The organism is Bacteroides sp. OM05-10AA (genome assembly GCF_003439055.1).
Lineage (GTDB): Bacteria > Bacteroidota > Bacteroidia > Bacteroidales > Bacteroidaceae > Bacteroides > Bacteroides intestinigallinarum.
Genome location: NZ_QSUR01000049.1, coordinates 1 through 26,245 on the forward strand (window position 1 = coordinate 1; position 26,245 = coordinate 26,245).

Consider the following 26,245-nt stretch of genomic DNA (forward strand, 5'->3'; position numbering starts at 1 on the left):
GGCTAACAATACTTGGAGCTTTAGGTGGCTTGGAAGCAATCAAATGGATTGTAAATTTCTACGTCAATCGTAAGACTGATGCCAGGAAAGAGGATGCAGCAGCAGATGCAGCAGAGAATGAGAATGAACGTAATCAAGTTGCTTGGTTGGAGGAACACATTGCTCAACGTGATACGAAAATTGATGCTATCTATGTAGAGCTTCGTCAGGAACAAGCGGAGAAGCTCCAACTCATCTATGATAAACATGAATTGGAATTACGGCTGAAAGAATCAGAGATAAAAAAATGTGATGTTCGCGGATGCTCTAACCGGCAGCCGCCAAGTGATTATTAATTAAAATGGGAGGAAGAGAAATGAAAACTATTGATGCAATTATTATCCACTGCTCGGCTACACGTGCCGGACAAGACTTGAGGGCTAAAGATATTGACCGGATGCACAAACAAAGAGGCTTTAGTCAGATCGGTTATAACTTCGTCATTGACCTTGATGGAATGGTAGAGAATGGGCGACCGTTAAGCATTGACGGAGCGCATTGTAATACCAAAGGATTTTCAGAGTCTTCGTATAATAAACACAGCATTGGTATCTGTTATATCGGAGGTTTAGATGCAACTGGAAAGCCTGCTGATACACGTACTCCGGCTCAAAAAGCTAGTTTGCGGCAATTGGTAGACAAGCTTTGTAAGGAGTATCCCATCGTCGAACTGCTTGGACATCGGGATACATCTCCTGATCTGGACGGGTCCGGTGAAGTTGAATCGGCAGAATACATCAAGGCTTGTCCCTGCTTTGATGTTCGTTCCGAATTTCCTAGTTTTCTTCGTAATACAGTAGTTCGACCATGAAAGTACTACCTTGGATATTGGTTACATTACTCGTGTTAGCCGTTCTGTTTCTGTGGAGCCGCCAGCAAGAACAGTCTGCACTACCACACCTGGACACAACTGAATACGTCGAAACTATTCCTTTCTATTACCCTGTACCTAGGGATAGTGTAATCAAGAGATATGAAACAGTTAAGCTACCTATTAAGAAGGATTCTTGTGAGGCTAAGCAAGATACCTGTATCCCTGATTCGGCAGAGGTAGTTATTCCTATTACCCAGAAGATATACGAAGATAGCCTATACCGTGCATGGGTGTCTGGATATAATGCAAAGTTAGATAGTATTGAGGTATATAGTCGGACGAGGGAGATTAGAATACCTGTGCTGGTTCCTGCTAAACGGAAGCGATGGGGGCTAGGGTTGCAAGCCGGATATGGTTACCCGGCCAGTTGGTATGTAGGTGTTGGCATTACCTATAATTTATTGCAATGGTGAATGGGGCGTTTAATAATTATATACAATACAATTTAGTTAATTACTCTAAAAATAGTAAGATGTAATCTGGGTAATATGTTGGTTAATAGGTAAATATAATAGTCAAATAGCACAAAGATCATTTGCTTGATGAATCTATGGGTAATTCCACTTAATTATAAAAATAAAGCATTTATCTTTGGACATATAATTTAACTATAATCATATGAAGAATAAAACAGTTTTAGTAATAGGAAACGGATTTGACTTGAATATTGGTAAGCCTACCTCGTATTCTAAGTTTATGGCAAGCCAAAATTTTAAAGATTTACTTTCTGAAAAAAATTGTCTAGCTAGTTATCTTAATAATAAGGGTAATGGCAATAACAATTGGATAAACATAGAGAAAGAATTAGGTAATTATTCAACGATATTAGCTGAATATGATACACATTCAATCCCTAAAGAGGTAAGATATGATAAAAGTCTGGACGATTTGAAAAAAACATTTGAGGATGACTTTAAATCACTCTGTAATGCTTTAAAAATATACCTGAACGAGATTGAGACAAAGTATCCTTTAGGAGAATTAGATTATAATTCGCTTGCACTTAGGATTATAAAAGATATAACAATGGAGGATAAATTGTACTTTGTAATAAATTTTAATTATACTAATTTTATTAAAAAGGTTAAATATTTATCTGAAAAAATTGAAATAAGGTATATACATGGCTCTCTGAAAAATGACATTGTTTTTGGCGTACAAGACAAATTAGATTTAAAAGAAGAACATATTTTTTTATATAAGTCTTATAATCAATATCAGAATGTACAAGGATTACCTCAAATTTTAGAAAATGCAGATGAAATTATATTTTTTGGATACTCTATGGGAGTTACTGACCATTCTTATTTCGACGACTTCTTTAAGGCTCAAGCAGTCAAGAATTGTCAAAATAAAATTATTAAATTCTATTATCATGGACAAAATGCATATGATGATATCATTTGGCAGTTAAAAGTATTGACGAATAACCGAACTTCCTATTTAAAACAATATAATAATATACAGTTTGAAGATAGTAGTATTACGTTAAAATAAAAACTATATGGCAGAAGAGCATAAATACGATCACGACTCCGTTCAAGAGTTACTGACATGGGCGAAAGAAACGCTCAAAAATAAATCCTACCCGTCTGGCCGCTATCAAGTTAATCAGAGTACTGTAATTTTAGATTGTGGGAAATATCTTGAATCAATGATTGCGGTAATTTCCAGAAATTGGGAAAATCCGACTTTTCATCCTACCATCGGGCAATTACGAGAATTTAGAAAAAAAGAGAAGAGGTAGCTTATCCGGCTACCTCTTAACTCATTATTTATATTACATCATCATTTGCATCTGTGCTCGCATTTCTATATATGGTTTGAACACTTCAGGATTATTAATATATTCAATAACTCTTTGAATTGCTGCGTCTGCCTGATGCTGTTTTACCCGAACATAAGAATTAATAGTAATGCTGGTCTTTATGGAGTGCCCCAAGCAGTATTCAATAATAGGATAGGGGATCCCAATCTCGGAAGCGAACTGGGCAAAAGTTTTACGGGCTGAATAAAAGGTCAATCCCTCCTTTATATTTAACTCTGTTGCTAGGAGTTTTAAGCATTTATTGATATAGCGTTGTAAATTACCTGCTGTGTATTTGTAGTCAAACTTCAGCTTTCCATTTTTCCCAATATATTTATTTATTATGTTTTTTGCTTCCGGGCAGACAGCTATACTCGTAGTTCGGTTTTTCGTTTTATGCTCACCACTTTTTAATCGTATATAACTAATTACATCTTCTGATAAATCTACTTGAATGAGATCTGCATAATTGATACCTCCTAAGTAGAATGATAGCAAAAACATATCCTTAGCTAAAGACAACTGCTTGCTCTTTGAGACATCTGCGCTAATAATCTTTCTTATCGCGTCTACAGATATATCAAGACTCCTTGGCTCTGGGATGGGAATCTTTGTGTAGGCAAATGGGTGTTTGTCACATCGTATTATCCCTAACTTAATAGCTTCATTAATCCGTGCTTTTATGTGACTTAACCGAATCTGTCGGCCCCCGTCAGTATGGCCATGGAGTTTCATCCATCTATCAAAATGTTCAACGGTAATGTGATTCATAATAATCATTGGTACCTCACCTTCTGCGCTCTCAAAGATCTTTAAGGTGTCTTCTAGCATTTTAGCATGGCTAGTCTTTCCTTCTTCTTTCTTTTCCTTGATCCTCTGTCGCATGAAATCATTGAATGTACGCATGTCTGGAGCAATCTTATCTTGCTGTGTTAGTATAATTTTTAGTTGTTTGGCAGTATAACAATCGTAGTTGTCAATATACTGCAAACGTTCTTTGTATTTTTTCAACTCATATATAAGTTGTTTGTTCATCATTGTAGCATCATTGCGGGCTACTACTTTTCCGTTATACCATTGGCAAGCATCGTCCAATTGATATTCCGTTTTAATGTACTCCTTATCATTCTTGACTGATACGCGGATAAGAATAGGAAATTTGCCAGCCTTGGTGGGCTTAGCGGATAGAATAGTTAATGATAGTGTTGCCATAAGCTATAAGTTTTTAAAGACACTGTTTTTCCACTGTTGGTGACTTTCCGGTGAGAAATGGTATCTTTTTTTTATAGCCTTTCGACTTTTTATAGAAAAGAAAAAGGACTGATTATCAATGAATTATAATCAGTCCTTTAAGTGATTCCGAAGCGATTCGAACGCTTGACCCACGCCTTAGAAGGGCGTTGCTCTATCCAGCTGAGCTACGGAACCAGCCTTATTTGCGGATGCAAAGGTAGTGCTTTTTATGAAAACTCAAAAACTTTCTGGCATTTTTTTATTCATATATTTCTTTGTGACTATGAATCAGTAGTTTATAATAGAGATAGAATTTTGTTTATTTATATGGTTTGGGAAGAATGAATAGAAAAACGCCATTTTTACGAAGAATAACGAACGTTATATAGGTTTCAAAAAGCTCAAAAAAATAAAATAGGGTTGTGTTTTTCTATTATAACTTTTACTTTTGAGCGATAAACAACTAAAAAACACATAAAGTTATGAAGAAATTGATTTTTTTATTTGCATTTTGTATTGTAGTGACTAATGTTTTTGCACAAACCGACCCAGAGCAATTGAAAAAAGAAGGAAATGATGCATTTAATGCTAAAAATTATCCTGTAGCGTATGCGAAATTCAGTGAATATTTGAAACAAACGAATAATCAAGATTCTGCAACCGCTTATTATTGTGGTATAGCTGCCGATGCTGTGAAGAAATATCCGGAAGCTGTGACTTTTTTTGATATAGCAATTCAAAAGAAGTTCAATATCGGAAATGCCTATGCTCGCAAAGCTTTGGCTTTAGATGCGCAAAAGAAGACTGCTGAATATGTAGCTACATTGGAAGAAGGATTGAAAGTAGATCCTAAGAATACAACAATGGTGAAGAATTATAGCCTTCACTATCTGAAAGCAGGACTTGCTGCACAGAAAGCCGGAAAAGCAGAAGAAGCAGAAGACTGTTTCAAGAAAGTAATTCCTTTGGATCACAAGCAGTATAAAACAAATGCATTGTACAGTTTAGGAGTTCTGTGCTATAATGATGGCGCTAATATCCTGAAGAAAGCTGCTCCTTTGGCAAATTCTGATGCAGATAAATATGCTGCAGAAAAAGAAAAAGCCGATGGTAGATTTAAAGAAGCATTAGACTATCTGGAAGAAGCTGCTAAGATATCTCCGGAAAATGAAAATGTGAAGAAGATGCTTCCTCAAGTAAAAGCTGTTATGAAGTAATTTGACCAATCTTATAAATGATAAAGGGTTGCCGATATGACACATCGGGCAACCCTTTTTTATTGCTATCTTTTTCTAATCTATACTTTTTGCGTACATTTGCCTTCCCTAAACGTAGAAGTATTTTATGCACTTATATAATAAGGAACAGGCTATCAAACGAATGAATCAGTTGGGACAACTCCATCGTCCTTTCATTTTCATTATAAATTATCTACAAGATGTATCTTATATAGAGGAGGTTGCTGCTGTTGATTCTACTGAAGTTTTATATAATCTGAATGGATTTACCAATCAGATCATATCAGCAGAAGATAATATAGCCACTTACTCTGCAAAAACAATGCCTTCACTACATTGGCAACCTTTCGCAGAATCTTTCTCTTCCTATCAACGCTCGTTTAATATCGTGCGACAGAACATCCTGGCAGGAAATAGTTTCCTTACTAATTTGACGTGTCGCACTCCGGTAGAAACCAATCTCACTCTGAATGATATTTATTTTCATTCAAAAGCGATTTATAAGCTATGGATTAAAGACCGTTTTACGGTTTTCTCTCCTGAAATATTTGTTAGAATTCATCAGGGAAAAATTAGCTCATATCCGATGAAGGGAACCATTGATGCTTCAATTCCCTTTGCTGCTCAATTATTGATGAATGATCCGAAAGAGACTGCTGAACATGCTACCATTGTAGATCTGATTCGTAATGATTTAAGTATGGTTGCCAACCGAGTGTCAGTTTCCCGGTATCGGTATATGGATAGGTTACAGACTAATCGGGGAGCTATTTTTCAGACGAGTTCTGAAATTCAGGGTATATTGCCCGAAAATTATCAGGAGCATTTGGGAGATATTATTTTCAGATTACTGCCAGCCGGTTCTATTACCGGTGCTCCAAAGAAAAAGACGATGCAGATTATCCAGGAAGCTGAAACCTACGACAGAGGATTTTATACAGGAGTTATGGGATATTCTGATGGCATTGATTTAGATAGTGCCGTTATGATACGTTTTGTAGAACAGGAAGGAGAGAAGATGTATTTTAAAAGTGGAGGTGGGATCACCTGCCAGAGTGATGTGGAAAGCGAGTATAATGAAATGAAACAAAAAGTATATGTACCCATTTATTGAGACTATCCGGATAGAGGATGGACAGATTTATAATCTTGATTATCACACAGAGCGCTTTAATGAAACCCGTGCAGCTTTTTGGGAAGACAGCACTCCGCTGGATTTACGGGAATTTATATCTCCGCCAACTTTAAATGGAATTCATAAATGCCGGATTGTATATGGAAAAGAAGTGGAAGAAGTTACGTATGCGCCCTATCAGATGCGACAGGTATCTTCTTTGCATTTGGTTGTGTCCGATACCATTGATTATACTTATAAAAGTGCGCATCGGGAAGAACTGAATGCCTTGTATGCTCAAAGAGGAATGGCGGATGATATTTTAATTGTGAGAAATGGCTATCTGACAGATACCTCTATAGCTAATGTTGCTCTCTATGACGGAGATACCTGGTTCACACCGGCTCATCCGTTACTCCGGGGGACGAAACGAAGCGAATTTCTGGACAGACAGCTCATTGTTGAGAAAGACATTCCGCAAATATGTTTGAAAGACTATTCCCATATCATGTTATTCAACGCAATGATTGACTGGAAACGCATTATATTGCCTATAAATGAGAAACATTTAATTCTATAAACTATAATTAACTGAAATATACATAGAACTGCTGAACAAATGTCTCTTTTGTACTGTTATATTTATGTGTTTTTCATAGTATTAGATATAAGATTAATTAAAGAGATTGTACTTCACTTGTGAAAGCTAAAGTACGTCAGAGACAGAAGAGTCTGTTTTTTTGATAAATGTGTTAGAGCATCGGTTTTACCAGGCCGATGCTTTTTTTATGTCCTTTTACCCCCTTTTGTAGTTTATATGAAATAAAATTTGTACGTTTGTAGAGTAATAATAGAAAATGATAAAGATGAACATACCCGTTATCTTTCAGTTTTTAAAAGATCTTTCCGCGAATAATAATCGTGAGTGGTTTAATGAGCATAAGGCAGAATATGAAACAGCCCATGCCGAGTTCGACAACTTTTTGGCAACAGTGATCGCCCGTATTTCCCTGTTTGATGAAACTATCCGGGGGATTCAGCCCAAAGACTGTACTTATCGTATTTACCGGGATACCCGCTTCTCTGCGGATAAAACACCTTATAAAATACATTTCGGAGGTTATATCAATGCCAAAGGAAAGAAGTCCGATCATTGTGGATATTATGTACACTTGCAGCCGGATGGTTCAATGCTTGCCGGAGGAAGCCTGTGTCTGCCTACCAATATCCTGAAAGCAGTGCGACAATCTATCTATGATAATATCGAAGAGTTTGTTGCGATCGTAGAAGATCCGGAGTTTAAGAAATACTTCCCGGTGATAGGAGAGGATTTTCTGAAAACAGCTCCGAAAGGTTTTCCGAAAGATTTCAAGTACATTGATTATTTGAAATGTAAAGAATATGTTTGCTCTTATAATGTTCCCGATGACTTCTTCACCCGACCGGATATGTTGGAACAGATAGACAAAGTGTTCCGGCAATTCAAACGGTTTGCCGATTTTATAAATTATACGATTGATGATTTTGAATAAATAATGCCTAGAATATAAACTTTAAAATTTAACTTATATGGTAGTAGATACTTTAGAAAATCTGGAGAAATATGCGTCTTTAAACCCTCTGTTTGCACAAGCTATTGAATTCTTGAAGTCTCATGACCTCCAAGCCATGGAAGTTGGTAAGACAGAACTGAAAGGAAAAGATCTGTTGGTGAATATTGCACAAACCAAACCTAAAACAAAAGAGGAAGCCAAACTGGAAACTCATAACGAATTTATTGATATTCAAATCCCATTGTCGGGAACAGAAATAATGGGGTATACTGCTGCTAAAGACTGTGTTCCGGCAGATGCACTTTATAACGCAGAAAAAGATATTACTTTCTTCGAAGGATTAGCAGAAACATACGTTGCCGTAAAACCGGGAATGTTTGCTATCTTTTTCCCGCAAGACGGTCATGCTCCCGGTATCACTCCGGATGGTGTGAAGAAAGTAATCGTAAAAGTAAAAGCATAATCCTAATTCAATTCTGATATGGAAAAGACACTTAATCTCGTAAAAGACGATCCCTGGCTGGAGCCTTTTGCCGGTGCTATCACCGGACGCCATCAGCATGTATTAGACAAAGAAGCTGAATTGACGAATAAGGGAAAACAAACCCTTTCAGATTTTGCATCGGGGTATCTTTATTTTGGATTGCATCGCACCGATAAGGGGTGGACTTTCCGTGAATGGGCTCCTAATGCTACTCATATTTATATGGTGGGTACATTTAATAATTGGGAGGAAAAAGCTGCCTACAAGCTGAAAAAACAAAAGAATGGTATTTGGGAAATCAACCTGCCGGCGGATGCCATTCATCATGGCGATCTCTACAAACTGAATGTATATTGGGAAGGCGGACAAGGCGAACGTATTCCTGCGTGGGCTACACGTGTGGTACAGGATGAACAGACCAAAATATTCAGTGCACAAGTCTGGGCTCCGGAGAACCCCTATAAATTCAAGAAGAAAACATTTAAGCCCGACACGAATCCGCTGTTGATTTATGAATGTCATATCGGAATGGCACAGCAGGAGGAAAAAGTGGGCACATATAACGAATTCCGCGAGAAAATACTTCCTCGTATTGCTGAAGAAGGATATAATTGTATCCAGATTATGGCTATTCAGGAACATCCATATTATGGAAGCTTCGGCTATCATGTATCCAGTTTCTTTGCTGCCTCTTCGCGTTTTGGTACCCCCGATGAACTAAAAGCATTGATTGATGCTGCTCATGAGATGGGTATTGCTGTGATTATGGACATCGTTCATTCACATGCAGTGAAGAATGAAGTAGAAGGACTAGGAAACTTTGCCGGTGATCCGAATCAGTATTTTTATCCGGGCGCTCGTCGCGAACATCCGGCTTGGGACTCTCTCTGCTTTGATTATGGCAAGAATGAAGTGATCCACTTCCTGTTGTCAAACTGCAAGTACTGGCTGGAAGAATATAAATTTGACGGATTCCGTTTTGATGGAGTGACTTCTATGTTATATTACAGCCATGGACTGGGTGAAGCTTTCTGTAACTACGGAGATTATTTCAACGGTCATCAGGATGATAATGCGATTTGTTACCTGACACTGGCTAATGAAGTGATTCATCAGGTAAATCCGAAGGCGATAACCATTGCCGAAGAAGTTTCCGGTATGCCGGGACTGGCTGCCAAAGTAGAAGATGGCGGTTACGGCTTCGATTATCGTATGGCCATGAATATTCCGGACTATTGGATCAAGACAATCAAAGAAAAGATCGATGAAGACTGGAAACCTTCCAGCATGTTCTGGGAAGTAACCAACCGTCGCCAGGATGAAAAGACCATTTCGTATGCAGAAAGTCATGACCAGGCATTAGTAGGAGATAAGACGATTATCTTCCGCCTGATTGATGCCGATATGTACTGGCACATGCAGAAGGGAGACGAAAATTATGTTGTCAACCGTGGTATTGCTTTGCATAAAATGATCCGCCTGCTGACCTCTTCGACTATCAACGGAGGTTATCTGAACTTTATGGGAAATGAATTCGGGCATCCCGAATGGATTGACTTCCCGCGTGAAGGTAACGGATGGTCGTGCAAATATGCCCGCCGCCAATGGGATTTGGTGGACAACAAAAATCTGACCTATCACTATATGGGTGATTTTGATAAAGAAATGCTGAAAGTTCTCAAGAGTGTGAAAGATTTCCAGGCAACACCTGTTCAGGAAATATGGCATAATGATGGCGATCAGGTATTGGCATACGAACGGAAAGACCTTATATTTGTCTTTAACTTTAATCCGAAGCAGTCATTCACTGATTATGGATTCCTGGTAACTCCGGGAGCTTATGAAGTGATACTGAACACCGACGATGTAGCATTTGGAGGAAATGGTTTAGCAGACGACTCTGTCGTGCACTTCACTATTACCGATCCGCTGTACAAGAAGGAAAAGAAAGAGTGGCTGAAACTCTATATTCCTGCCCGTACCGCTGTAGTACTTAGAAAGAAAAAATAATTTTATCTTTAAATCAAGAAGCCCCCGCAAATATTATTGAATATCTGCGGGGGCTTTCTCGTTTATTACCCTATTCTATAATTCAGTTCCTAGTTTTCCAGAAAGGTACTTGGCCCGAGAATATCATACATATCACTAACGTTGCGCGTTTTGAGCAATACCCCTTGTGGAGTATAGAATAACTGATATTTGATGTCGACATTATCTTGCCCTACCTTAATTACTATAATAGCCTGCCATTTGGGAAACTCCACCATTGTCACATTATCTACCACCCAATTTGCGTATGGGCCGGATACAAAGGCATTATAGACTGTTGGGGTCAGCCGGTCGAGACTGACAAGATCAGTCTGCGTCATCACCCATTGTCCCCGAACGTTGAACCACACATTTTTAGTAAATCCGTTCATTGCAAAGTTGGCACAATAATATCCATCGTCTTGTGACCAGGCGACGCCATTTGCTTTAGGATACATTTTCTTGAAAGTCGACTGTACATTGCCGGGAGGGGTATCTCCAAAGACAGATGTAGATAATAGCAGAAACAATGCGATTGCACAAATCATAAATTTCTTCATAAGCTTTGAGTTTAGAGGATTATTTATCTACCTAAACAGCCTTTGAGAATATTTGTTTGAGTGATGTGCATAAAATAATCCCCCGGTCATTCATAAGTGACCGAGGGATGAAGAGTATACAGATCTTAGTCTTTTTATTTAAAAAGTAATCTTTAAAATCTTTCCGTTATAGCCTCCTACCGAAACATCCGTGGGTTTATAAGGTAATAGACTGATTTCTTCTTTAGCGCCCGTCATCAAATCAGTGGCCTGATAAGATTCCATTTGAGGAATCTGTAAAAAGTCGAAAGCATGTGAAGGCACATTGATAGCAACATCTACCAGTTGACTGTCGAAATTAATAATGAAAAACAGAATCTCATTTTTATATTTTCGCATAAAAGTATATTGTTTATGCTCATTGAAACGCCATCCGTTTATATTGGCATACATTAAATCAAAGAATACTCCCTTGCTGATTGCCTGCTCTTCATTACAAATCGTCAGTACTTTTTGGTAGATAGAGTAGAGGTGTTTATGCTCTTCAGTAAGCATCTTCCCGTCAAATTTACCTCCGTTGCGCCAGCGTCGTATGCTGTCTACACTCCAATAATCGAATATAGTAGTCCGTCCGTCCCTTCCGCTGAATCCTTCACTATCCATGCCCAATTCTCCAAACTCCTGGCCGAAGTAGATCATCATAGGATTAGTGTTCATACAGGCGGAAACAATCAGTGCAGGAATTCCTTTATGCGGGTTGCCGGCAAAGAAATCAGAAGCGATACGTTGCTCGTCGTGATTCTCCAGGAAGTTGAGCATCTTTTTCTCTATTCCATTCAGACTTTGCCAGCAATGAGTGATAGCGGATGCAGATTCATATCCACAAGCTACATTGCGTAACGTGTCATATAGCCCTACCTTATCATACAGGTAATCAAACTTGCCGCGGAACAAATAGTTACGGTATTCACCTGGATTGTAAACCTCTGCGATGAAAAGTATTTCAGGATAAGCCTCTTTTACTTGAGGAATAGCCCATTCCCAGAATTCAACAGGAACCATTTCGGCCATGTCGCAGCGGAAACCGTCAATGTCTTTTGATGCCCAGAAAAGAAGAATGTCCAGCATCTTTATCCAAGTATCCGGAGTCGGGGAGAAGTGGCAAGTACCGCCATTCTGATAATCCACTCCATAGTTTAATTTCACTGTTTCATACCAGTCGGTGATATTGGGAGTAGCATCAAAACGATTGTTACCGGTAGCTTTCGCCGGGAATTCCCGGTAAGGCTCTGCTGCACCGTCTTTCATATCAAACTGGGCATGAAGTTCCGCCTGAGGAATATAATAGAAATTATTATATGGGCTGAAAGATTGGCTGGAGTCATCGTTAGCTCCCAATTCGGTCGTACCGTCCGGTTGTGCATCCGAGTGATATTGGCGTGCTACGTGATTAGGTACAAAATCAATAATTACTTTCAGACCTGTGCGATGTGTGCGATGTACCAGATTCTCAAATTCTTTCATACGTCCTTGCACATCGTTAGCTAAGTCAGGATCTACATCATAATAATCCTTGATAGCATAGGGAGAACCCGCTTTTCCTTTTACAACAGCAGGATGATCTGGCCTGATGTTATAACGGCGATAGTCCGTTTGAGTGGCATGTTCGATGATGCCTGTATACCATATATGCGTAGTACCCAGTTTCTTGATTTCACTAAGTGCTTTGAGAGTAAAATCAGCCATTTTCCCACAACCATTGGTGGCAATGTCTCCATTGTAGACACAGTGGTTATTGTTATTTCCAAACAGGCGGGTGAATACTTGGTAGATAATTATTTTATTTTCGTCATTCATATAGAGTAGATTATTAATATTCGTATTCATTCTTATTTCTGATGGATAGGAGGTTATTTCCATATTTTTCCCTTTTCTTCCAACAGTTGATTAAGTACTTCGTTAGCTGTATTATAGCCTTGCCCAAAGATTTCTTCTGCTTTTTCCAGTTCGGTGTTACTGTATCCGTATAGGTTGTATGGTTCGATTAATAAATCACATTTTTCTCTTTCGGGAAAGGTATTGGCGCGGAACATGAAATGAAATGAGCGCATAGCAATGCTTACAATATTCATTTTGTAATCCTGTGCCATGATGGGACTTACATTGACAGCTACCACTTTATCGCAAACCCTGCGCAGGGTAGAGACTGGAAGATTCATCATCAATCCTCCATCCACATAGTTAGTGCCTTCTATGTTGACCGGAGAAAACATGACAGGCATACAGCAGGAAGCGGCGACCCGTTCCGCTATGTTTCCTCGATGAAAGTGAACCATGCGACCATGATCGAGGTCAGTTGCTGTGATAATCAGGGGAAGTTGTAGTTCTTCCAGATTTTTTGCTTTTAAGTTAGTCCGGAGAAAATCAATAAATTCACAGAGGTCAAATAGCCCCTTCTTGGGAATCACCAATTTCGTTAAATCCTGGAATTTATGTCCGGAGAAATAATCAAGTACTTTGTGTGGCTCGTTACCATCCGCGTAAAAGACACCTGCAAGTGCCCCTGCACTTACTCCAGAGATGATTTCCGGTTTAATATCATGTTCCAGAAGAGCTTGCATGACTCCCAAATGGGCAAATCCTTTAATAAATCCTCCGCTTAGTGCATAGCCAATCTGATATTTCCGGCTATTCCAGTTATTTGTGAATACCTCCATGAATTGCTTTCTTTAGTTCGCCACGAATTTAGTGAATTTATTGAAAGTAGGAGGAATATAATGGATAGTTTTTTTTAAATCTATACTATCTGTCTTATTCACATTTGAAATAAACCGGCATAGAACCTAAAATATGGGATGGAAGCTCTGCTCCGGTACCATGACGGTCAGAATCCGAAATCGTCTATCTCAACTTTGTGTTCTTCGCTTTCTTTGAATGGTTTTGCTTCTTTTTGTACGGGATTTCCTTCAATATAGATGGCGCGGAATGGACGGGCGGGACAAACATATTCACATCCTCCACAACCTACACATATTTCTTTATTTACATGAGGAATTGTCAATCCATCCTTATACGGCACCATCGCCACTGCTTGCGTGGGACAGTGTTCGGAGCAGGCTCCACAACTGGTTCCATCAGTATAAACAATGCAATTTTCCTCGATGAAAACAACATATCCCATTTGTGTAAGATGTTTTTGCTCTACACTTATGGGAAGAATTGCTCCATTGGGACAGACATCTCCACAGACAGTACAGTCAAAGTTACAAAATCCTTTCTCAAAGCTGACAGTAGGTTGCATCATGCCTGCCAAGCCATATTCCATGAAAGCCGGTTTCAAGATATGAGAAGGGCATTTGCTGACACAAAGATGACAGGATGTGCATTGCTGCTGGAAGTGTTCCCGACTGATAGACCCCGGAGGAGTGATCGGATTCTCCTTTTTGTATGCCTTCTTACCTTCCAGGCTTGCTACAGATTCCTTGGCCTGGGAGATGAGTTTGGGGGTTGCTCCGGCGGTAACAAGACCGGCAACCAAAAAACGGCGTTTGGATGAATCCAAATCCGGTGATGATGGTGCAGGAGTTTCTACGTCAGACTGTTTTTTTAAAGAAGGGGCGTAAACTAATGCTTTTTGTTTGCATGCTCCCAAACAGTTGAAACAATCTACACAACGACTATAATCAATAGCGTGTTCTTTACTATTGATGCAAGCTGCTTTGCATTTGGTGGCACAAAGCCCGCATCCATTACATTTGGCAGTATCAATACGGACTTTGAATAATGAAAATCGGCTCAATAACCCCAATATTGTTCCTACGGGACAAATCGTATTGCACCATGTCCGTCCATGTTTCCATGCCATTACAAAGATGGCTGCAAGAGTAATAATAGCGATGAGAAGGGAAGAAATGCTCAAGATGGAGGTGTCTACCTGATAAAATGTATAATTGTCAAATCTGGCAAAGAGTGATTCCAGCAGATTATTCCCCAGCATATAGATAGGTTTGAATATGTGCACTACTACACGTCCATACGCACTGTACGGATCGAGCAAACCAACAATAAATGTAAATCCACATAGAAACCCGACCACTGTCAGTCCGAGCACACCCCAGCGCAATTTGTTTTTTGCAGGACTGTAACTATATCTTTTTTTCTTTTTTCCCGTTGCTTTGGAAATTCGTGCAATCACATCCTGCAAGATACCCATAGGGCAGATTGTAGAACAATATACACGTCCGAATAAAAGCGTTAACACAATGAGAAATAATAAGATACCTATACTTAGTGAAAGCAAGGCTGGAACAAATTGCAAATGTGCCAGCCGATGGAAACTGTTCGGTAATATTTCTGCAAAATCGAGGAAAAAGAAAGAAATCAGCACAAACAAAAGTGCTGATATTCCAATACGTAGCCTTCTTAACATGGTTGTTTTACATCTTAATTCGCTTGACATTCAATTTGTCAATGTTCATGGTTCCTATTTTCAGTGCTTCTCCATTGGCGAGATGTCCTACTGTATCCAGTGGCATCTCACGTACTTGATTGAAGAACTTGGCAGCAGCCGTATCTACGGCTACAATATCCGGTGAGATAAACAATCCTTTTGCCAGTACAACATCAGATGCAGATCGTCCCCGCGGACCGTTTGTTTTCATAATCCGGTAGGCGTCTACTACGTTGAGTACAGCTTTCTTCTGTAATGTACAGATATCTGCGATGCATTGTTGCAAATCGTTCTGGTGGAAGAATCCGCGATCCCACACAATCCCCATGTGATTTTTCATGGAGATAGTCAGATTGGCCCCTCCGTGATTCTTCAGAATAGGAACATTGATCCATACATCACAATCCAGAATCGCTTCGTGCACTTTGGCTTTCTTCATCTTTTTGCCTTTTGGCAGATCAATTGGTTTGTAATACGACTCCAGATGTGCAGGCATTACTTTGGCTCCGGCCTTTTTGGCAGCGGCTTCAATACCACTGTTTTTGTAGCATTTCTGCCAATCGTCACAAGTATGGTCGAACACGACCACTTCTTTAGCTCCGGCGGCAAAACATTGTCTGACGATTTCTTCAATCAGTTTCGGATTCGTATTTCCTGCCAGTTCCGGCACTTTATCCCAACCGATATTAGGTTTTACAACCACTTTCTGCCCCGGTTTCACGAATTGCTTCATACCCCCCAGTTCGCTTATGGCACGGCGGAACATCTCTTCGGGTTCTCCGCCCATAACGGCCACCAGATCAGGATTGCTTCCGTTTGCTTTATTGATTGTTTGAGTTAACACCTCCATAGCTTCCGAACGCTGTATAGTCAGGGCAGCTCCGGTGATAGCTACTGTTTTTAAAAAGTCCCTTCTGTCCATCTTTCTATATTAGTTTAAAGTTTTGCAATTGCTTTCAGGAGGGCGTATCCGCCGAACCATTGCAGTAACATTCCCGGAATACCGATACGGAAGTCCTGTACTGCTTCGTAGAAACTTCCGACGATGGCCCATTCAAATGCAACGCCTATGACCTGATAAGTGAGTACGACACCAAGAATGGCCAGTAATGAAACCGATTTTATAGTACGTGCTGCAAGAGCTGAAGCTCCGGCGAGTAAGGACGATTTGATTAACAGGATGGGAAGTACCGCCTCCGAGGGCATGGCAAACAATAAATGATTGATGACTGGTGAAAGAATAGCAGTCAATAATCCTACAAGAAAACCATATTTATAAGCTGCAATCAGCGTGAAAAAATAAATAGGTAACAGGGTAGGACCACCATAAGGTACGAGATGGCATAATTGTGGAAGTGCAATGTTACCCGCTACGAACAGTAAGGCGAACAGGTAGGTTTTCACATTGCTGTGTTTCAGCGAATAGAGTTTGACGGATGTTTCCATTTTCGTTGATACTTTAATGTTGAATAGTATGATAATATATTAGTGATAAGACTTTTCTCCTAGTAAAAGGTTTAATCCTGCCGACATTTTTTTTAATCCGGCAGGAAAAGAATTCATTCCTCCGTAGATTATCATAGTTTCCCCATAGGCAAACTGTTGTTCCCCCGCAGGGGAAACTGTGGTTTGTCTACGGGGAAACAACAGTTGCCCTACGGGAAACCTTCAAAGACAAGCAGGGCGGCTATCCGTTCATCCTTTCCTTAATCTTTCCCCATGCATGCGTATCGAACAGACAACTTTGGCGCATCGTTTCATACATCTCTTTAAATCTGGACATAGGTATGGTATAGCTTAGTTTGTCAGCTTCGAAATAAGGGCGAACCGACGGGTCGAAGAAGCCGAGGAAAGTACGTTTGCCTCCTTTACGATTCTCTAACGTGGCTTGTGTTACTACAGTACTGCAACCGGAACCAAAGGTAGAAACAACGCAATCTTCTGCATTATTATCATAGAAAGCCCAAGTGGTTAAACCCGAAAGCATATCCGGATTTGCCAGAAATACAATACCTTCTATTTCTTCAAGGCTTTCTACCTTATCTATACGTGCAAAATGAAGATACTTTTTTTCTGTTCGGGGAACTCCGATTTGCTGTATAAAGTCGATAACCATTTCGGGAGTCTGTTTGTATTTCTCTTTGAGCGAAACAAAAGTTGGCACACGTTCCGGCATTTCGGTGAAACCAGTATAGAATTTACCACCGCCACAACCGATGTTTTCGGCATTCAGGCTGATAATACCACCATCTCTTGCCGTCTTTATACCTTTGAAGAAGCAACCGTTTATCTTTTCTGTTTCTCCCTTTTGCTCATCCGAGTACCAGAAGACAAGAGGCAATTCAGCATTTTCTCCGAATGCCTCTCTGAAATTTTGAATAAAAGTTAGGATATCCATAAGCTTATCAATTTTAGTTCTGTATGCAAGTCTTTCTACAAAGTTAGAATAAAAAAGGATAAGCGCAAGTGATTTAAAAGTTAATGTTTGATACACTTTTCTTGCACTCTTCCAGTTTTTAGATGCATCGTCCAGTCGCTCCATGAATCGCTTTTCAACCAACCGCAACTTTTCTCCCTAGTACGAGCTGACCGAAACGGATACTGGGAAACTATACACTCCGGAATGGATTTTTGAGAAGAAAGACCTGAAGCGTTTTAAATAGGATAATAGACATAAATGCTGCATGACAAAGAAATAATTAAATCTTTTCTTACTCGATTTTCCATCTTTTCCTTATCTTTGGCATTCAACAAACCGTTTTAATCATACAACAACGAAAAACAACCGATTATGAATTATGATTTATCAATGAATGCTAACCAGTTGGTGGCATTCCTTCAGAAACCAACTTCAGAGTTTACAAAAGCTGACATTATCTCATTTATCCAGCAAAAAGATATCCGCATGGTTAATTTTATGTATCCGGCGGGAGACGGGCGTCTGAAAACTCTGAACTTTGTCATCAACAATCAAGCTTATCTGGAAGCTATTCTCACATGTGGAGAACGGGTAGACGGTTCCAGCCTTTTCTCATTTATAGAAGCGGGCAGTAGTGACCTTTATGTAATTCCCCGTTTTTGCACAGCATTCGTTGATCCGTTTGCCGAGATTCCGACGCTGTCCATGCTTTGCTCTTTCTTCAATAAAGACGGTGAACCACTTGAAAGTGCACCAGAACACACCCTTTACAAAGCAAGCAAGACTTTTACAGAAGTTACCGGAATGGAATTTCAGGCAATGGGCGAATTGGAATATTATGTAATAGCTCCGGACACCGGTATGTTCCAGGCAACCGATCAACGTGGTTATCATGAATCGGGCCCTTATGCTAAATTCAATGAATTCCGTACCCAATGTATGTCTTACATCGCACAGACAGGCGGACAAATAAAGTATGGACACTCTGAAGTAGGTAATTTTACGCTGGATGGTTATATCTATGAGCAGAATGAAATAGAATTCCTGCCGGTTCCCGTATCGCAGGCAGCAGATCAATTAATGATTGCCAAATGGGTGATTCGTAATCTAGGATTTAGATATGGATACAATGTAACCTTTGCTCCAAAGATTACGGCAGGTAAAGCTGGTTCGGGCTTGCATGTCCACATGCGTATCATGAAAGACGGAAAGAACCAGATGCTGAAAGACGGTGTTTTGTCGGAAACAGCACGCAAGGCAATTGCCGGAATGATGGTGCTTGCTCCGTCAATTACTGCTTTTGGAAATACCAATCCTACTTCTTATTTCCGTCTCGTTCCTCATCAGGAAGCACCTACCAATGTTTGTTGGGGAGATCGTAACCGCTCTGTATTAGTACGTGTACCTCTGGGATGGGCTGCAAAAACAGATATGTGTACATTGGCAAATCCGTTGGAAGCTGAAAGTCATTTTGACACCAGCCAGAAGCAGACTGTAGAAATGCGTTCTCCGGATGGTTCGGCAGATTTGTATCAACTGTTGGCTGGTTTGGCTGTTGCCTGCCGTCATGGTTTTGAGATTGAAAATGCGCTGGACATTGCTGAAAAAACTTATGTAAATGTGAATATCCATCAGAAAGAAAACGAAGATAAGCTGAAATCACTGGCGCAACTGCCGGATAGCTGTGAAGCTTCTGCCGATTGCCTGCAACAACAACGGGCAATCTTTGAACAATATAATGTATTCAGCCCGGCAATGATTGATGGTATCATCCGCAGACTTCGTGGTTATGAAGATAAAACATTGCGTGCGGATTTGGAAGGAAAGCCGATGGAGATGTTAGATCTCGTACATAAGTATTTCCATTGTGGATAATTAAAAAATGATATATGAATAAAAGACTATCTTCGGTTGAAAGGTAGTCTTTTATTTTTTTATATAATACATTCAGACCAAATAGGCTACAAATTTACAGGTTTGGTCTACTTAATGCCGGGTTTGGTCTACAAACTCTCTACGCAGATCGGTAAAACTCTACTTTTGTCTCATTCAAACCCTAAAACAGATAAAAGAATGAGGATTATTTTGTTAAGTGCGTTCGCCTTGTTTCTATTACTTCCTGAAAATATACAGGCACAGGTTAGTGTGAAAACCGGGTATATATCTTCTTCCCGATATAAAGATGAAAACGGACAGTATCCCGGGAAAGGGGATATGTGCTTTGTGGAAGGGAACGTCAATATTCCCGTATCACAGAAAATGAATGAAAGAAATCAGCCCACAATTTGGATGATTTCGGCAGGAGGAAGCTATACGGCAATGAATAATAAGAATCTTCAATCTTACATAGACATAGATCAAATCATAAATATGCAGTTGAGCGTAACCAATATTCGCCCTATCAGCAAAAAATGGCTCTTGTTGACGACAGTTGGTGCAGGTGTTTATACCTCTTCTGATGTAAAACTGAAGAATGTCCTGGGACAGGGAGGAGTTATTTTCATCCGGCAGTTCAAGTCCAATTTATCTCTTGGAGCCGGATTGGCTATAAATAACACGTTTGGTTATCCGATGGTATTTCCTGCTATTTATTTTGATTGGAGCACCGAAGGACGTTATCAGATTAAAGTTTCGATGCTGAATGCCATGGAAGTATCGGCAGGAATGAAAATGAATAAATATCTGAATCTAAGGTTAGTGGCAGAAATGAACGGGTCATTGGCATTGTTGGAAAGAGAAGGAAAAGATACTATGTTTTCCCAGCAATTCATTATTGTAGGTTTACAACCGGAAGTAAGTATGGGGAATTCTTTTTCAATCACTGCTACTGCCGGTGTGTCGTGTAGCAGAATAGCTTATTACACTACCCGCACTTTAAAGGCTTTCTTCGAAGATATGTCTAAAGATACTGATCCATATTTTAAACCGGCAATGTATGTTTCGGTGGGAATGAAGTATAAGTTCTAAAAAAATGGTAACTTTATCGCCTGATGTCAGTTAAGATACTATTATATACGTTACTGAAGCAAATAGGGATATTTCTTGTAGTCTCCTTTTTAGTGTTCAGAGGCACTTTTGTCGAAAGCGATAGTTTAGGGCTAAATCTTTCTACGGGAGTTAGTCTTTTACTTTCTGTCATTCTATGGGGAATCATAAATCTGCATACTTACTGGTTAATTCCCGGTTATCTGTTTCAGCGTAGATATAAAAAGTATATCATATATTTGAGTTGCCTTGTTGGATTTATGCTGACCGCCATGGTTGGTGCTATTTGTTTTCTAGGGCAATATTATGTTATACCCGAACAGATGCAAAGACTAAACAGTGATCTCCCTTTCTTTCTGTTGATAAATGCATTGGCACTGATACTCTATTTCCTGGCTTTTTCTTTTACTATTTTTCTGCATCGTTGGGTGGCCTATCAACAACGATTAAATGAATTGGAGAATATTAACATACAGACTGATCTAAATCATTTGAAGGATCAACTCCAACCGGAGTTTTTTTCGAGAATATTGAATAAGGTACGAACCTTGCTGGGAGAAGATGGAGAAAAGGCGTCATTGCTTATCTTTAAATTAAGTCGGTTGCTTAGATACCAACTTTATGAAAGTGAACGGCAACAGGTATTGTTGGGAGATGATATCGATTTTATGACTGATTATATGAAGTTGGAGAAACTATGTAATCCGGAGTTTAATTTTGAAGTCAACATCCTGAATGAAGTGCGTTATATACAAGTTCCTCCTTTATTGTTTATGCCTGTGATAGAATATGTGATTCGGACAACTGTATGTGGAGAGAATGGAAAGGGAGAAAATATAAGGATCGATTTTCAAATGAAAGAGAATCAGCTTCGATTCATTTGTACATACTGTCTGCGAAAAAAGGAAAGTCTGCAAGTAGCACCTGCTTTTGACAAGTTACGGCAACGATTGGACTTGTTATATCCGGGAGGTTATCAATTAAAAAGTGACTATAATGATGAGGCACTGTGTACCATTGGTTTAATGTTGGAATTATGAAAGATACCTGAAATGTATACGATTGGGGGAAGAATCTGGTAAATGACCGTTTCAGGCTTATCAGTAACTTACTATTGCTATTTATTATACTCTTTTTGGGCTTTCAGAATGTATATGGAGATTTTACTAGAGAAGGTTTCCTATATGCATATCCGGTTAGTATATTGGTTTTTGCATTTCCTATCTATCTGAATATATATTGGTTAGTGCCCCGTTTCCTGTATAAGGCCAAGCGCAAGTTATGGTGTTATTGGATTTCGTTTCTCGGAGTCAATTTAGTGAGTGTATTATTAGGATTTATATTTCTGTCTCCATTATATCAACGATACGGTATTCGTGGGTTTTGTATACAGGATAACCATGCTGTTTCTTTTGATAGTATTGCTTATGGAGTATTAGTACTGCTATTAAGTGCAGGTGGCTGTACGAGCTTTGAACTATTCCGCCGTTGGGTTGTCTCCGATAAAAAGATTCTTGAATTGGAGAAGGCGACTAAACAGGCAGAATTGCAACAATTAAAGAAACAGATCAATCCGCATTTTCTTTTTAATATGCTGAATAATGCCAATATTTTGGTAAAGGATGCTCCGGATGAGGCTTCACAGATATTGGAGAAACTGGACAATCTACTTCGCTACCAGTTGAATGACAGTACAAGAAGAGAAGTATTTCTTACTGCAGATATACAGTTTCTCACCAGCTTTCTTGAATTGGAGAAGGTGAGAAGGGATCATTTTGAATATACAATCTTTCAAGAGGGAAATATGGAGAATATCTGTATTCCTCCGTTATTGTTTATTCCTTTTGTAGAGAATGCGGTGAAACATAATTTGGATAGCGACAATTTATCTTATGTTCACCTGTATTTTTCTGTGCATAATAAACGGTTGACGTTTCGTTGCGAAAATTCTAAGCCCCGTGTTCCTGTTAAGCGGGAAGGGGGAATAGGATTGGCCAATGTGAAACGCAGACTGGATTTACTTTATGAATCACGGTATACGTTACAGATAGAAGATAAAGAAACAACTTATAATGTCAACTTACATCTAAACTTATGAATTGTATTATTGTTGATGACGAGCCGGTAGCTCGCAAAGGTATGAAGTCATTGGTGGAGCAGATTCCACAACTGACATTGGTGGGTAGCTTTAATAATGCTATCGCAGCGTCCGCTTATATAAATGAATATACGGTTGATCTGATTTTCCTTGATATTCAGATGCCGGGAATTACCGGAATAGAATTTGCGCAAAGCATTCCCATGAATACGTTGATTGTCTTTACAACGGCGTATGCGGAATATGCACTCGATAGTTATGAAGTAAGTGCCATTGATTATCTGGTGAAGCCCATTGAAATGAACCGTTTTCTGAAAGCAGTCAATAAGGCAATAGCATATCATAAACTGTTATTGTCGGAAACAGCCGAAAGAGTGGAGGAGATACAGGAAGAATATATCTTCATCAAATCGGAGCGACGCTATATCAAGATAAACTTCAGTGATATTCTTTTTATTGAAGGACTAAAGGATTATTCCATTCTCCAATTGGAAGATCAGCGGGTGATTACTAAGATGAATCTGAAAAATATTCATGAGCAACTGCCCGCTAAACAGTTTCTCCGGATAAACAAGTCCTATATTGTCAATACCTCACGGATCGACTCTTTTGATACCAATGATATTTTTATTAAGTCTTATGAGATAGGAATAGGAGGTGGAAACTATAAGAAAACGTTTTTTGAGGAATTTGTAGCGAAGAATTTGCAGAAAGACTAATCCGGTAGTTTACATGGAATGGCTTGGTATAAAAAGAATAAGAACGTTAAGTATTGGCTTATTTTCATAAAAAAGATGTTTTGCAGAAAGAAAAAGGAGAGAATATAGTGCAATATCCCCAAATAATGCCTTTCTTTGCATCAACAACAATAAAGAGGTTTATTACGATTTGATTTTTTTACATGAATCTTCTCATTTATTTGAGCATATCCATCTCTAATTAAGATCTTCCTAAAACTTTCTTATTGAATTATTAATTTTTTATATTTGTATTTTATGAATTTGTACATTGGAAATCTTAGCTATAATGTTAAGGAATCAGATTTGAGACATGTAATGGAAGAGTATGGAACAGTTGCTTCAGTAAAGTTAATCACAGATCGTGAAACTAGAAGATCAAAAGGTTTTGCGTTTATCGAAATGCCGGATGATGCAGAAGCTGCTAAAGCTATCGAACAATTGAACGGTGCAGAATATGTAGGTCGTTCAATGGTAGTAAAAGAAGCATTGCCAAAGAATTAATACTGAATACATATACAGTAATAGAGAAAGGCGCACTAGGTAACTAGCGCGCCTTTCTTCTGTTAATCCTCATTGTTATCTTCTTCATCATCCACCATATTATTGAGTTCCAATTCCAGGTCTACCAGCTCTTGTTCCCATAATTTCAGGATATTCTTCGGTGTATCTTTTGCAGCTTTCTTTATTCTTTCTTGAGCAACAGATACTTCATGCTCTAATTGTCTACGTCTGCTCATATTTCTATTGTTTTGATTATAAAATGATAACAACTCGTGTGGGGAATAGTTCGACGGGATAAAATTAAAAGTAATGGGGTGAACTATTCACAAATAAAGGATGTTTTGTAATCTGAATCTTTAAAAACATACAGTCATGCTCAATTTAATAGCCGTTTTCTTAGTATGTTCAGGTATCGGAATTGCAGTACATATTGCCATAGACCTGACACATCGTCCGCAATCAATGAAGATAATGAATACAGTCTGGATATTATCTGCATTATGGGGAAGTTATTTAGCTTTATGGGCGTATAATAAGTTTGGACGGAGTGTTCCGATGAAAGTGGAGGATGATGGGATGAAAATGGATATGTCTGGCATGAAAGATATGTCTGATATGAAGGGAATGGATATGTCCGGTATGAAAGATAATATGGCGATGGATATGCCCATGCAGGGAGAAATGTCGATGCAAGGAATGCAACGTCCTTATTGGCAATCGGTAGCTTTGTCGGCGCTTCATTGTGGTGCAGGATGTACATTGGCAGATATCATAGGAGAGTGGTTTACAAACTACGTTCCTGTAACTGTGGCAGGAAGTCAGCTCTTTGGTAATTGGGTACTTGACTTTATTCTGGCTTTGATGATTGGTGTTTATTTCCAATTCTATGCTATTCGGGAGATGGAAAAAATATCGGTAGGTAATGCTTTTGCTCGTGCTTTCAAAGCGGATTTCTTTTCTCTTTTGTCCTGGCAGGTAGGAATGTATGGCTGGATGGCGATTGTCTATTTTGTATTGTTCATCAATGAACCGTTACCCAAAGACACATGGATATTCTGGTTTATGATGCAGTTGGCTATGCTTTTCGGCTTCTTCTGTGCATATCCTATGAATGCTCTTCTTATAAAATTAGGTATAAAGAAAGGTATGTAAAATAAATGCAGATTTACTCTAAACGATAAGTATGTAATTACTTATTTGAGGGAGTGAATCTGCATCTATTATGATATGACTACTTTTGTCTTGTCTTTCTCTTTTGGAGTTTATCTTTTCAATAGTTTCGGTATATCCGAAGGTTCTTGTGCTACCCGGATACCGGCAGCTTCTAAGGATTCAATCTTCTCTTTTGCTGAACCGGAACTTCCCGAGATGATAGCTCCTGCATGTCCCATCTGCTTCCCCGGAGGAGCTGATTGCCCCGCAATAAATGCCACTACAGGTTTGGTTACATTATTGCGGATATATTCAGCCGCTTGTTCTTCTGCGTTTCCTCCAATCTCTCCAATCAGGACGATCGCTTCTGTTTCCGGATCATTTTGAAACATCTCCAGCAGTTGACGGAAATGAAGACCTACAACAGGGTCACCCCCGATGCCGATAGCAGTGGATTGTCCCATGCCATTCGCCGTTAAGTGATACACAATTTCGTAAGTAAGTGTTCCGCTACGGCTGATAACTCCGACATTTCCTTCTAAAAAGACCTGTCCTGGTAAAATGCCTACCATGCTTTTTCCCGGAGAGATCAGTCCCGGACAGTTGGAGCCGATCAGCATAGCACCTTTTTGTTCGGCAAACTGGTGCGCCTTAATTACATCCAGCGTGGGGATTCCTTCCGCAATGCAGACGATTAACCGGATGCCCGCATCTGCTGCCTCCATAATGGCATCTGCCGCAAAACGTGCCGGAACAAAAATGATAGAAGTATTGGCTTTCGTTTGTTCAACCGCGTCATACATAGTGTTGAATACGGGGATGCCGTCTACATCTGTTCCTCCTTTGCCCGGAGAAGTTCCTCCAACAACATGGGTTCCGTATTCTTTCATCTTCTTGGCATGGAAAAGTCCGTCTCTCCCAGTAATTCCCTGTACAATCAGGCGGGTGGATTTATCTATTAATATGCTCATAATTGCTTTATTTATTAATG

General features: G+C 39.3%; 28 protein-coding genes and 1 tRNA gene. 18 read left to right on the plus strand and 11 right to left on the minus strand.

Annotated elements, in window-relative coordinates; all coding sequences use genetic code 11:
• The 5 genes from DXB58_RS24770 to DXB58_RS24790 form a co-directional block, all read left to right on the plus strand.
• A partial coding sequence (locus tag DXB58_RS24770; RefSeq protein ID WP_233527360.1) for a hypothetical protein occupies positions 1-335 on the plus strand: 335 nt, incomplete at its 5' end.
• A gap of 20 nt (positions 336-355) precedes the next feature.
• On the plus strand, positions 356-850 hold the full coding sequence (locus DXB58_RS24775; protein WP_122138608.1) for an N-acetylmuramoyl-L-alanine amidase: 495 nt from the start codon (positions 356-358) through the stop codon (positions 848-850).
• Entirely contained in the window at positions 847-1,326 is a 480-nt protein-coding gene (locus DXB58_RS24780; RefSeq protein ID WP_122138589.1) for a DUF6808 domain-containing protein, read from the plus strand. The genes DXB58_RS24775 and DXB58_RS24780 overlap by 4 nt, the downstream gene beginning before the upstream one ends.
• A 205-nt stretch (positions 1,327-1,531) precedes the next feature.
• Complete coding sequence (locus tag DXB58_RS24785; RefSeq protein ID WP_122138590.1) at positions 1,532-2,410, plus strand: AbiH family protein; 879 nt, start codon at positions 1,532-1,534, stop codon at positions 2,408-2,410.
• Positions 2,411-2,417: 7 nt separating this feature from the next.
• Positions 2,418-2,660: a hypothetical protein gene (locus tag DXB58_RS24790; protein WP_122138591.1), complete on the plus strand. Its 243-nt coding sequence runs from the start codon at positions 2,418-2,420 to the stop codon at positions 2,658-2,660.
• A 33-nt stretch (positions 2,661-2,693) separates the two neighbouring features.
• Here DXB58_RS24790 and DXB58_RS24795 read toward each other — a convergent pair whose 3' ends face one another.
• Both DXB58_RS24795 and DXB58_RS24800 read right to left on the minus strand, forming a co-directional pair.
• A complete protein-coding gene (locus DXB58_RS24795) occupies positions 2,694-3,932 on the minus strand; it encodes a phage integrase SAM-like domain-containing protein (RefSeq protein WP_122138592.1) in 1,239 nt (412 codons plus the stop codon).
• Positions 3,933-4,074: 142 nt separating this feature from the next.
• Positions 4,075-4,148: transfer RNA gene (locus DXB58_RS24800), tRNA-Arg, on the minus strand.
• A 287-nt stretch (positions 4,149-4,435) separates the two neighbouring features.
• Here DXB58_RS24800 and DXB58_RS24805 point away from each other — a divergent pair.
• From DXB58_RS24805 to DXB58_RS24830, 6 genes are all read left to right on the plus strand, one after another.
• Positions 4,436-5,170: a M48 family metallopeptidase gene (locus DXB58_RS24805; RefSeq protein WP_008998286.1), complete on the plus strand. Its 735-nt coding sequence runs from the start codon at positions 4,436-4,438 to the stop codon at positions 5,168-5,170.
• A 127-nt stretch (positions 5,171-5,297) separates the two neighbouring features.
• Positions 5,298-6,305 carry an aminodeoxychorismate synthase component I gene (locus DXB58_RS24810; protein WP_008998285.1) on the plus strand — a complete coding sequence of 336 codons (1,008 nt, stop codon included), beginning with the start codon at positions 5,298-5,300 and terminating at the stop codon, positions 6,303-6,305.
• A complete protein-coding gene (locus DXB58_RS24815; protein ID WP_122138593.1) occupies positions 6,289-6,885 on the plus strand; it encodes an aminotransferase class IV family protein in 597 nt (198 codons plus the stop codon). The genes DXB58_RS24810 and DXB58_RS24815 overlap by 17 nt, the downstream gene beginning before the upstream one ends.
• Before the next feature lie 277 nt (positions 6,886-7,162).
• Positions 7,163-7,837, plus strand: a complete 675-nt coding sequence (locus DXB58_RS24820) for a DUF2461 domain-containing protein (protein ID WP_199488014.1) — start codon at positions 7,163-7,165, stop codon at positions 7,835-7,837.
• Between the two features lie 37 nt (positions 7,838-7,874).
• Positions 7,875-8,321, plus strand: coding sequence for a YhcH/YjgK/YiaL family protein (locus tag DXB58_RS24825; protein ID WP_122138594.1), 447 nt, complete (start codon positions 7,875-7,877; stop codon positions 8,319-8,321).
• Between the two features lie 18 nt (positions 8,322-8,339).
• Positions 8,340-10,352: an alpha amylase C-terminal domain-containing protein gene (locus DXB58_RS24830; RefSeq protein ID WP_122138595.1), complete on the plus strand. Its 2,013-nt coding sequence runs from the start codon at positions 8,340-8,342 to the stop codon at positions 10,350-10,352.
• A gap of 89 nt (positions 10,353-10,441) precedes the next feature.
• Here the strand turns inward: DXB58_RS24830 and DXB58_RS24835 are convergent, their stop codons facing one another.
• The 7 genes from DXB58_RS24835 to DXB58_RS24865 all read right to left on the minus strand — a co-directional run bounded on the left by DXB58_RS24835 (position 10,442) and on the right by DXB58_RS24865 (position 17,757).
• Positions 10,442-10,930 (minus strand): PepSY-like domain-containing protein, encoded by a 489-nt coding sequence (locus DXB58_RS24835; RefSeq protein ID WP_004303340.1) that lies wholly within the window; start codon positions 10,928-10,930, stop codon positions 10,442-10,444.
• 138 nt (positions 10,931-11,068) lie between these two features.
• Complete coding sequence (locus DXB58_RS24840; protein WP_122138611.1) at positions 11,069-12,766, minus strand: alpha-amylase family protein; 1,698 nt, start codon at positions 12,764-12,766, stop codon at positions 11,069-11,071.
• A gap of 53 nt (positions 12,767-12,819) precedes the next feature.
• Positions 12,820-13,626, minus strand: a complete 807-nt coding sequence (locus DXB58_RS24845; protein WP_008998281.1) for a patatin-like phospholipase family protein — start codon at positions 13,624-13,626, stop codon at positions 12,820-12,822.
• Positions 13,627-13,793: 167 nt separating this feature from the next.
• Positions 13,794-15,338: a 4Fe-4S binding protein gene (locus tag DXB58_RS24850; RefSeq protein WP_122138596.1), complete on the minus strand. Its 1,545-nt coding sequence runs from the start codon at positions 15,336-15,338 to the stop codon at positions 13,794-13,796.
• A 7-nt stretch (positions 15,339-15,345) separates the two neighbouring features.
• Positions 15,346-16,281: a DUF362 domain-containing protein gene (locus tag DXB58_RS24855; RefSeq protein WP_004295850.1), complete on the minus strand. Its 936-nt coding sequence runs from the start codon at positions 16,279-16,281 to the stop codon at positions 15,346-15,348.
• A 14-nt stretch (positions 16,282-16,295) separates the two neighbouring features.
• Positions 16,296-16,805 (minus strand): hypothetical protein, encoded by a 510-nt coding sequence (locus tag DXB58_RS24860; protein ID WP_004295851.1) that lies wholly within the window; start codon positions 16,803-16,805, stop codon positions 16,296-16,298.
• A gap of 241 nt (positions 16,806-17,046) precedes the next feature.
• Positions 17,047-17,757 (minus strand): DUF169 domain-containing protein, encoded by a 711-nt coding sequence (locus DXB58_RS24865; RefSeq protein ID WP_122138612.1) that lies wholly within the window; start codon positions 17,755-17,757, stop codon positions 17,047-17,049.
• A gap of 393 nt (positions 17,758-18,150) precedes the next feature.
• On the opposite strand from DXB58_RS24865, the gene DXB58_RS24870 reads away from it, so the two are divergent.
• The 6 genes from DXB58_RS24870 to DXB58_RS24895 all read left to right on the plus strand — a co-directional run bounded on the left by DXB58_RS24870 (position 18,151) and on the right by DXB58_RS24895 (position 24,102).
• Positions 18,151-19,653, plus strand: a complete 1,503-nt coding sequence (locus DXB58_RS24870) for a glutamine synthetase family protein (RefSeq protein ID WP_022200158.1) — start codon at positions 18,151-18,153, stop codon at positions 19,651-19,653.
• 198 nt (positions 19,654-19,851) lie between these two features.
• On the plus strand, positions 19,852-20,745 hold the full coding sequence (locus DXB58_RS24875) for a DUF6268 family outer membrane beta-barrel protein (RefSeq protein WP_117937963.1): 894 nt from the start codon (positions 19,852-19,854) through the stop codon (positions 20,743-20,745).
• Between the two features lie 341 nt (positions 20,746-21,086).
• The gene (locus tag DXB58_RS24880) at positions 21,087-21,803 is read left to right on the plus strand and encodes a histidine kinase (RefSeq protein ID WP_233527361.1); all 717 of its coding nucleotides are present in this window, start codon (positions 21,087-21,089) and stop codon (positions 21,801-21,803) included.
• A 35-nt stretch (positions 21,804-21,838) separates the two neighbouring features.
• Positions 21,839-22,861: a histidine kinase gene (locus tag DXB58_RS24885; RefSeq protein ID WP_309574121.1), complete on the plus strand. Its 1,023-nt coding sequence runs from the start codon at positions 21,839-21,841 to the stop codon at positions 22,859-22,861.
• Positions 22,858-23,580: a LytTR family DNA-binding domain-containing protein gene (locus DXB58_RS24890; RefSeq protein WP_122138598.1), complete on the plus strand. Its 723-nt coding sequence runs from the start codon at positions 22,858-22,860 to the stop codon at positions 23,578-23,580. Before DXB58_RS24885 ends, DXB58_RS24890 begins: the two co-directional genes overlap by 4 nt.
• Positions 23,581-23,856: 276 nt before the next feature.
• Positions 23,857-24,102 carry an RNA-binding protein gene (locus DXB58_RS24895; RefSeq protein ID WP_004295865.1) on the plus strand — a complete coding sequence of 82 codons (246 nt, stop codon included), beginning with the start codon at positions 23,857-23,859 and terminating at the stop codon, positions 24,100-24,102.
• 62 nt (positions 24,103-24,164) lie between these two features.
• On the opposite strand, the gene DXB58_RS28010 is transcribed toward DXB58_RS24895, so the two are convergent.
• Positions 24,165-24,338, minus strand: coding sequence for a hypothetical protein (locus DXB58_RS28010; protein ID WP_004316403.1), 174 nt, complete (start codon positions 24,336-24,338; stop codon positions 24,165-24,167).
• A gap of 136 nt (positions 24,339-24,474) precedes the next feature.
• Between DXB58_RS28010 and DXB58_RS24900 the strand changes: the two genes are divergently transcribed.
• Entirely contained in the window at positions 24,475-25,254 is a 780-nt protein-coding gene (locus DXB58_RS24900) for a DUF4396 domain-containing protein (protein WP_122138599.1), read from the plus strand.
• A 110-nt stretch (positions 25,255-25,364) separates the two neighbouring features.
• Here DXB58_RS24900 and sucD read toward each other — a convergent pair whose 3' ends face one another.
• Positions 25,365-26,225: a succinate--CoA ligase subunit alpha gene (gene sucD / locus DXB58_RS24905; RefSeq protein WP_122138600.1), complete on the minus strand. Its 861-nt coding sequence runs from the start codon at positions 26,223-26,225 to the stop codon at positions 25,365-25,367.
• Between the last annotated feature and the right edge of the window lie 20 nt (positions 26,226-26,245).

Coding starts and splice junctions, on each gene's coding strand:
- DXB58_RS24880 (WP_233527361.1), top strand. CDS start 21,087: ATGCAAAGACTAAACAGTGATCTCCCTTTCTTTCTGTTGATAAATGCA.
- DXB58_RS24830 (WP_122138595.1), top strand. CDS start 8,340: ATGGAAAAGACACTTAATCTCGTAAAAGACGATCCCTGGCTGGAGCCT.
- DXB58_RS24790 (WP_122138591.1), top strand. CDS start 2,418: ATGGCAGAAGAGCATAAATACGATCACGACTCCGTTCAAGAGTTACTG.
- DXB58_RS24820 (WP_199488014.1), top strand. CDS start 7,163: ATGATAAAGATGAACATACCCGTTATCTTTCAGTTTTTAAAAGATCTT.
- DXB58_RS24890 (WP_122138598.1), top strand. CDS start 22,858: ATGAATTGTATTATTGTTGATGACGAGCCGGTAGCTCGCAAAGGTATG.
- DXB58_RS24875 (WP_117937963.1), top strand. CDS start 19,852: ATGAGGATTATTTTGTTAAGTGCGTTCGCCTTGTTTCTATTACTTCCT.
- DXB58_RS24860 (WP_004295851.1), bottom strand. CDS start 16,805: ATGGAAACATCCGTCAAACTCTATTCGCTGAAACACAGCAATGTGAAA.
- DXB58_RS24780 (WP_122138589.1), top strand. CDS start 847: ATGAAAGTACTACCTTGGATATTGGTTACATTACTCGTGTTAGCCGTT.
- DXB58_RS24805 (WP_008998286.1), top strand. CDS start 4,436: ATGAAGAAATTGATTTTTTTATTTGCATTTTGTATTGTAGTGACTAAT.
- DXB58_RS24795 (WP_122138592.1), bottom strand. CDS start 3,932: ATGGCAACACTATCATTAACTATTCTATCCGCTAAGCCCACCAAGGCT.
- DXB58_RS24835 (WP_004303340.1), bottom strand. CDS start 10,930: ATGAAGAAATTTATGATTTGTGCAATCGCATTGTTTCTGCTATTATCT.
- sucD (WP_122138600.1), bottom strand. CDS start 26,225: ATGAGCATATTAATAGATAAATCCACCCGCCTGATTGTACAGGGAATT.
- DXB58_RS24775 (WP_122138608.1), top strand. CDS start 356: ATGAAAACTATTGATGCAATTATTATCCACTGCTCGGCTACACGTGCC.
- DXB58_RS28010 (WP_004316403.1), bottom strand. CDS start 24,338: ATGAGCAGACGTAGACAATTAGAGCATGAAGTATCTGTTGCTCAAGAA.
- DXB58_RS24840 (WP_122138611.1), bottom strand. CDS start 12,766: ATGAATGACGAAAATAAAATAATTATCTACCAAGTATTCACCCGCCTG.
- DXB58_RS24870 (WP_022200158.1), top strand. CDS start 18,151: ATGAATTATGATTTATCAATGAATGCTAACCAGTTGGTGGCATTCCTT.
- DXB58_RS24785 (WP_122138590.1), top strand. CDS start 1,532: ATGAAGAATAAAACAGTTTTAGTAATAGGAAACGGATTTGACTTGAAT.
- DXB58_RS24825 (WP_122138594.1), top strand. CDS start 7,875: ATGGTAGTAGATACTTTAGAAAATCTGGAGAAATATGCGTCTTTAAAC.
- DXB58_RS24815 (WP_122138593.1), top strand. CDS start 6,289: ATGTACCCATTTATTGAGACTATCCGGATAGAGGATGGACAGATTTAT.
- DXB58_RS24845 (WP_008998281.1), bottom strand. CDS start 13,626: ATGGAGGTATTCACAAATAACTGGAATAGCCGGAAATATCAGATTGGC.
- DXB58_RS24850 (WP_122138596.1), bottom strand. CDS start 15,338: ATGTTAAGAAGGCTACGTATTGGAATATCAGCACTTTTGTTTGTGCTG.
- DXB58_RS24855 (WP_004295850.1), bottom strand. CDS start 16,281: ATGGACAGAAGGGACTTTTTAAAAACAGTAGCTATCACCGGAGCTGCC.
- DXB58_RS24895 (WP_004295865.1), top strand. CDS start 23,857: ATGAATTTGTACATTGGAAATCTTAGCTATAATGTTAAGGAATCAGAT.
- DXB58_RS24900 (WP_122138599.1), top strand. CDS start 24,475: ATGCTCAATTTAATAGCCGTTTTCTTAGTATGTTCAGGTATCGGAATT.
- DXB58_RS24810 (WP_008998285.1), top strand. CDS start 5,298: ATGCACTTATATAATAAGGAACAGGCTATCAAACGAATGAATCAGTTG.
- DXB58_RS24865 (WP_122138612.1), bottom strand. CDS start 17,757: ATGGATATCCTAACTTTTATTCAAAATTTCAGAGAGGCATTCGGAGAA.